Source organism: Candidatus Neomarinimicrobiota bacterium (assembly GCA_034716895.1).
GTDB lineage: Bacteria > Fidelibacterota > UBA8477 > UBA8477 > JABMPR01 > JABMPR01.
This window is the reverse complement of sequence record JAYEKW010000255.1, coordinates 1-6,818: the sequence shown is the minus strand read 5'-3', so window position 1 is coordinate 6,818 and position 6,818 is coordinate 1. Positions and strand designations below refer to the sequence as shown.

The 6,818-nt window shown below is 44.0% G+C and carries 5 protein-coding genes; 4 read left to right on the top strand and 1 reads right to left on the bottom strand.

Going from position 1 to position 6,818, the window contains the following annotated elements:
* Window positions 1–241 precede the first annotated feature (241 nt).
* Entirely contained in the window at window positions 242–421 is a 180-nt protein-coding gene (locus tag U9Q77_14010) for a hypothetical protein (GenBank protein ID MEA3288470.1), read from the bottom strand.
* Window positions 422–838: 417 nt separating this feature from the next.
* Between U9Q77_14010 and U9Q77_14005 the strand changes: the two genes are divergently transcribed.
* The 4 genes from U9Q77_14005 to U9Q77_13990 all read left to right on the top strand — a co-directional run bounded on the left by U9Q77_14005 (window position 839) and on the right by U9Q77_13990 (window position 6,101).
* On the top strand, window positions 839–2,269 hold the full coding sequence (locus U9Q77_14005; GenBank protein ID MEA3288469.1) for a TldD/PmbA family protein: 1,431 nt from the start codon (window positions 839–841) through the stop codon (window positions 2,267–2,269).
* 286 nt (window positions 2,270–2,555) lie between these two features.
* Complete coding sequence (locus U9Q77_14000) at window positions 2,556–3,878, top strand: metallopeptidase TldD-related protein (protein ID MEA3288468.1); 1,323 nt, start codon at window positions 2,556–2,558, stop codon at window positions 3,876–3,878.
* 8 nt (window positions 3,879–3,886) lie between these two features.
* Window positions 3,887–4,810 (top strand): diacylglycerol kinase family protein, encoded by a 924-nt coding sequence (locus tag U9Q77_13995; protein MEA3288467.1) that lies wholly within the window; start codon window positions 3,887–3,889, stop codon window positions 4,808–4,810.
* A gap of 391 nt (window positions 4,811–5,201) precedes the next feature.
* A complete protein-coding gene (locus tag U9Q77_13990; protein ID MEA3288466.1) occupies window positions 5,202–6,101 on the top strand; it encodes a hypothetical protein in 900 nt (299 codons plus the stop codon).
* Window positions 6,102–6,818 lie beyond the last annotated feature (717 nt).

Here is a 6,818-nt window from a genome sequence, read left to right as displayed (position 1 = left end):
CAATTATTGTGGTTCATTTACCACGGGTTACACCCGTGGCTATTCTGATTATTCCCCTTCAGGGAATCTGGATCTGAGTAAAAGATGGAAACTTCCTGACAATCCAATTAACTCTGAGGTACGCATTATGACGATGAACCTTATTTAAATGCATACTAAAGATTTATCTTTATGATAGATATATTTAAATAATATAGCAGGTTTTCGTTGATCCGGCAAGTACTTCCAAACTATCCAAGATTCACCTTTGGCAGTTCATTTGTGACTCTATATTTGATTTAGTACTCTCACTAAACATATCCTGAAGCATTTGCTCAACCTCACCAGCATTTGTCTTCAAGCCATACATGCAGTTAAAATGATTTGTGATTAACTCAACAACATCATCTGCTAAAATTACATGCTTTAGATTATCTGGCATGATAAATCTCATTTGTTGAGAAATATTGCTTTCGTACTATCATCTATTTTTTCCATTCCGCTTTGAGACATTCATCCATAGACAACTCCTGCACACATATTAGATTATACCAATATCATCCAGGGGCGTTATGGCACGAAAGGAGCTCTAAATTTGGTATAATAGCACATTACAAGACCTCCCAATTGTGGTTTATGCAGATTGACACAAAACCATTCATGCATATACCAAAGGATAACGTGTCACCTATCTTCTGATTGGACACTTTCGACTTTCGACTTTCGACTTTTAACTTTTAACTATTAACTTATGACTATCACCCCCCGTCTCACCCCTTGATTGTGCCCCGGTAAAAACTTAGTTTTACCCGCCACATCAACTCTGATGAGGTGAGCTTGAGTTCGCAAAGGAAAAACAATGGATCTACAAACAATACTTTCTGGTATTGACGTCAGAGCTGACTGGGTCGGCCTACGTTACGTCAAAGAAAATACAGGTTTCCGTCTCGTGCGGGATGGCAAGCCAGAGACTAATACTCGGGAATCCAAACAAGGCATTATGGTTGAAGTGTTGGTAAATGGCCAATTCGCCTATTATGGAACCAGTCGCCTGGATACTGCCGGTATTCAAGCTGCGGCTGAGCGAGCAGTTGTGTTGGCCCAAGCGGCTTCAAAATACAGCCTGCATTCATTTGGAATAGAAGCTCGCCCCGTGGCAAAAGGGAGTTATCGCTCAGCTTTTCAGACGGCTACAGATGCCTTCTCTCCAGGTGAATTTTCAGAACTACTCATCAAGGCTACCGCTGAGTTAAAGGTGTCTGATAAAGTGGTTTCCACCAATGCTATGGGCCGAATTGTTGAATCAGAATCACACTTTGTGTCATCCAACGGGAGTGATTTTGACCAGCAGTATCTTATGGTTTCAGCTGATTATTCGGCTGTTGCTCAAGACGGCTCAATTACCCAAAAACGGACCGATGGTGGTCTCCTGGCCAAGAGCTACCAGGCTGGCATGGAAGTATTTAATGAGGATGATGTCCTGGCCAGATGTCGGATCATTGGTGCTGAAGCGGTAGAGCTGCTCAGTGCTGAAGACTGTCCTACAGGAATTATGGATCTGGTATTGGCACCGGATCAGATGATGCTGCAGATTCATGAAAGTGTGGGCCACGCTCTGGAGATCGATCGCATTCTGGGGGATGAACGCAATTATGCCGGCTGGAGTTTTGTCCGACTGGCTGATTTTGGAAAACTTCAATACGGCTCCAAGCTGATGAATATCACCTTCGATCCAACCATTGGGAATCAATTTGCCTCCTACGCCTATGATGACGGAGGCTTGAAAGCCGAGAAGGAATTTCTGATCAAAGAAGGTTTGCTCCTGCGCGGTTTGGGTGGCATGGAAAGTCAGATCCGTTCCGGGCTGGATGGCGTGGCAAATTTCAGAGCCAGTTCCTGGAATCGCGCCCCCATTGATCGCATGGCAAACCTTAATTTGGAACCAGGTGATTCCAGTTATGATGAGATCATCAGTTCTGTGGAAAAAGGGGTCTTCATGACCTCAAACCGCTCCTGGTCCATTGATGATTACCGCAACAAATTTCAGTTTGGCTGTGAATATGGCAAGCTCATCGAAAATGGCAAGTTGACCAAAACAGTGAAGAATCCCAACTACCGGGCCATCTCAAATCCCTTCTGGCGCAGCTTGAAGAAAGTGGGTAACCAGGATACATTTGAAGTGTACGGCACGCCATTCTGTGGCAAAGGTGAGCCCAATCAGGTCATCCGGGTCGGCCACGCCAGCCCCTTATGTCTATTTGGCGATGTGGAAATCTTTGGTGGTGTTTAACACAGGATTTGTAGTTTGGATCCTTTACAGCATTCGAAGTAGCGCGCCTATTAAAACGATACAAAACCAGATAGATATAGCCACCAAGGCACTACGACACGAAAAAAGCATGATGGACTATTTCATGCTTCAACGCGTCGTTAACGGGGTTGAATTTTTATGAATCAGAGGACCTGAAGCGTGATAGTTACACCTTTTAAACCTTTGTGCCTTTGTGTCTTTGTGGCCCATTAAAAGATTCTTACAGAACGATCATATAATTGTAGTAACAAGTTTGAGGTAAACGATGGAAAAATTATTTAAACAGATCACCCAGGGCATTATGGCCGATCTTAAGTCAGGTGAACATCTTGGATTGAGCTTTGGTGGAGAGAACACAACCTTTGCCAGGATCAATGCTGCTAAAATTCGTCAGATTGGAAATGTGGATGAAGCTGACCTGGGATTTAACTATATCTGGAATACGAAATGCTGCACTGGAAGCATCTCACTTTCTGGTAATGTTGAGGAAGACCTAAAACAAGCCCAAACAGAGTTGAATCGCTTACGAGAAGAAGCGCAACAGTTGCCGGACGATCCTTACCTGGTCATTCCTGACAGCACAGAAACCAGCTTAAATGAAAAATTCGGATCCTTACCTGAGCCTCAAGAAGTTGCTGCTAAGATTCTACCTGCCATGGGACAGGCTGACCTTACCGGTATCTGGGCTTCCGGACGAATTTTCCAAGGTAGTTCAAATTCTGCAGGAGGGTATCACTGGTTCGCATCAGACTCCTTTTCTTTGGATTACTCGCTGATCACACCGGAAGAAAAAATGGTCAAAGCTACCTATGGCGGGTCCAACTGGGATCAGTCTGAGTATGAAGCATTCCTGGCTGATTCCATTGAAAAATTGAAACTCATGTCTTTACCTCCTAAAAAGATCGAACCGGGAGATTATCGAACCTTTATCGCGTCAGCAGGTGTAGCTGATGTTCTCTCCATGTTTTCCTGGGGGGGAGTATCAGAAGCTGCTATTCGCCAGAGTGAAAGCAGTCTTGGCAAGATGCGCAATGAAGGAGCAAAACTGTCACCCCATTTCACCCTTTCCGAGGATTTCAGCTCCGGATTATCCCCTCGGTTTAATGGAAACGGTGAGGTCGCTCCTGAAACAACAGTTCTCATTAATAAAGGATTGTTGAGTCAAACCCTGGTAAGCTCGAGAACAGCAAAAGAGTATGGAATTGAATCCAATTTCGCCGCAGGAGATGAGGGCTTACGGGCTGCGGTAATGAGTGCAGGAAATTTGAAAGAATCTGAAGTTTTGAAAGCACTGGGGACAGGTGTCTATCTTTCCAATCTACATTATTTAAACTGGAGCGATATGATCGGTGGTCGGATTACTGGTATGACCCGCTACGCCTGTTTCTGGGTTGAGAACGGGGAGATCATTGCGCCCATTGAGAATATGCGCTTTGATGATAGTCTCTATAATATGCTTGGGGAACAATTGGAGGCTGTGACAGAGACAGCTCTCGTCAACCCTGATGTAGAGACTTATGACGGGCGGGAGCTTAGTGCTACCATATGTCCGGGTATCTTACTTAAATCATTTTCGCTAACACTATAGGGGTTAATATGGCTAAGAAAAAAAAAGATCATCGCTATCTACTCATTGTAAACCCCGAAGCTGGCAGCCGTTCCACCATGAAGGCTTTACCGGAAATTGAGGATTTACTCCGAGCTCGCAAAGCTGATTATGAATTTCATTTTACCGAAAAACGGGATCATGCCACCAAGCTTGTGAAAGAAATGGGCGTCGGTTTTGATGTAATTGTCTCTGTCGGTGGAGATGGTACCATCAATGAGATCGTTAATGGAATGCCGGATATTGATAAACCATTGGGTATTCTGCCCATTGGGACTGGCAATGATTTTGCCCGTAGTTGCTCCTACAAGATCGGTGATCTGGAAGCCGCAGTAGACACCCTGCTGGCCCATGATGTTAAAAAATTGGATGTTGGAGAGGTCAACGGTCGACGTTTTATCAATGTTATGGGTTTGGGCTTTGAGGGCAGAGCCAATGATATTGGCAAAATGCTGCCCTTCCTCCATGGCGCACCCAAATACTTGATCGCAATCGGTGGAACCTACCTCACATACCGGAGGATGCCACTAAAAGTAAAATTCAATGATATGGAAATGAACGAAAAAGTCTTTCTCATTAGCATTGGCAACGGTTGGAATGTAGGCGGTGGGTTGCAACTGACTCCCAAAGCCAAACTGGATGATGGGCTATTTGATGTTTGTTATACACAGGAAATCAGTCGCTGGCGGATCCTTCAGGTTTTTGGAAAGCTGTATGACGGAACCATAGCAGAAGTACCTGAAATGGAGATGCACCAGACCAAAGAACTGACCATTAGCAGCGATCTGCCCATTCCAGCTCATATTGATGGTGAGTCGTTTGATCCGGTTCAAAAAGAATTTAAAATTCGCATCCTTCCAAAAGCACAGGAGATCATCGGCAATTGGTCGGCTGATACACGATTTAGCAAATGATGCAATTGTACTTCATCATGCATGTCAGGTGTCTTCGCGGGAGTGAAACGACCGTGGCGATCTCCATATTTTAGACAATGGGAAAATTGAAAAGAACCAGTGAGTATAATTGTTAGAAAAGCTCAACATTGACGAAACCGCAAAAAGTACTTGAAAAAACATGAATATCGACACTTCGACTGGGCTTAGTGACCGCTTAACTACAAAAATTTTAATAGGTTACGAAAATATGGCGTATGTTTATAATAATCAACACTTTGCGTTATTTCGATGAACTCAATACAACGCTCTGCGCGCTCTGCCTGCCCGCACGAAGTTATACGCAGGCGGGCGAGAGGGACTTTTTGCGAGGCCGTCAACATTGAAATAAACAAAACCAGAGGTACTTCTCATGAGACGTGTTTTAAGTATGTACTTGTTATTGACCTTGATTTTTACCGTTAGTTGGGGGCAGACTTTAAAACCATATACGTTAGGTGCCCAAAGCTCTGAATCCTTTGATGTGGTGAAGGACAAAACCCGTGCAAGTCTCCAGACCGCTGGATTTTCGCTTTTAGGTGAATATCAACCGGCTCAGGATGAAACTCGCTGGGTATTCGTAATCAATTCACCCGGGCTGATCGAAGCAGTGCAGAGCGTGGGAGGGTTAACCGGTTTTGCCTCAGCCTTGCGAGTGGCCCTCACACTGGAAGATGGAATGGTGAATGTTTCCTATACAAACCCCATTTATCTGGGTAATGCCTATTTTCAAAAGGCCTATCCTGAAGTTGCTCACCATTTCCTTGCAGCTGACAAAAGCCTGGTAACGGCCATGGCTGACCTGGGAACCATTAGCGGGGAAGTCTTCGGTGTTGAGAAGGGCTTGACCGTTAAAGATATTCGCCATTATCACTACATGTTCGGGATGGAATATTTTGAGGATGTAGTAGAGTTGAATGAATTTTCAAGTTTTAGTGTTGGCAAAAGTATTATTGAATCCAAGCTATCCAGGGGTGGCAATACCAAGCTCATTTACGCCTATGAGGTTCCAGGAAAAGATTTGAAACTATATGGCATTGCACTGAGTGGTTCAACGGGCGAAGAGCAGTTCCTGCCCATCATCGATATTTCCACTCCAAAACACACTGCCTTTTTACCCTATGAGATCCTGCTGATGGGGAATACTGCTGTGATGATGCATGGCCGCTATCGGATAGCCCTGAGTTTTCCGGATTTGACCATGACCACTTTCAGTAAGATCATGTCCACACCGGGAAATATCGAAGATCTCATGCGGAGTGTGACGGAGTAATTGATAAGTAATAAGTAAGGCTCATCGTCAGAATGCGTACCTATACCTGAATATTGTTCTTTGATCAACAGGCATAAAATTCTTTCTCTGCAATCAAGGTAGGTAACAAATTCCAATTCTAACCTGGATTAAATTCCCTGAAAGGGAAAAACAAGAATAGCCACGGGTGTAACCCGTGGTAAATGAACCACAATAATTGCAACCCCAGAGGGGTTGAACAATACTAAAGCAAATATTTTTCATCAAATTTTATCTCATGTTCTATTGAAACCAGTTTAGTCGCAACGGAGTTGCTCCGGAAACTGGTTGGTATGGTGACTGGCCTGCTTTTTAACGTATTCAATTAAATCATCCTTTGTAGAGAATATGATCTGATACAATATGTGGGTGTCTCAGTTGACAGGGTTAAACTCCTTCAGAGTTTGTTCTGTTTCTTGATTCCAGGTACTACGGGTTGCACCCGTAGCTATTCATATTTAATCCCTTCGGGATATTTCTTTAGCAGATAAATCAGGTCTCATTCACCATTTTGACGCTTCTTCCTATGACCCCAGGTATGCATTATGACGATGAACCATAATTAATAAGTAATAAGTAAGAAGTAACAAGTAACAAAAGCAGTTTCTTTCAACTTTCAACCAGTCTTCGCCTATCGGCTACGCCTTGGCAAGCTTTCGACCAGTCTTCGCCTATCGGCTACGCCCTGGCAAGCTTTCA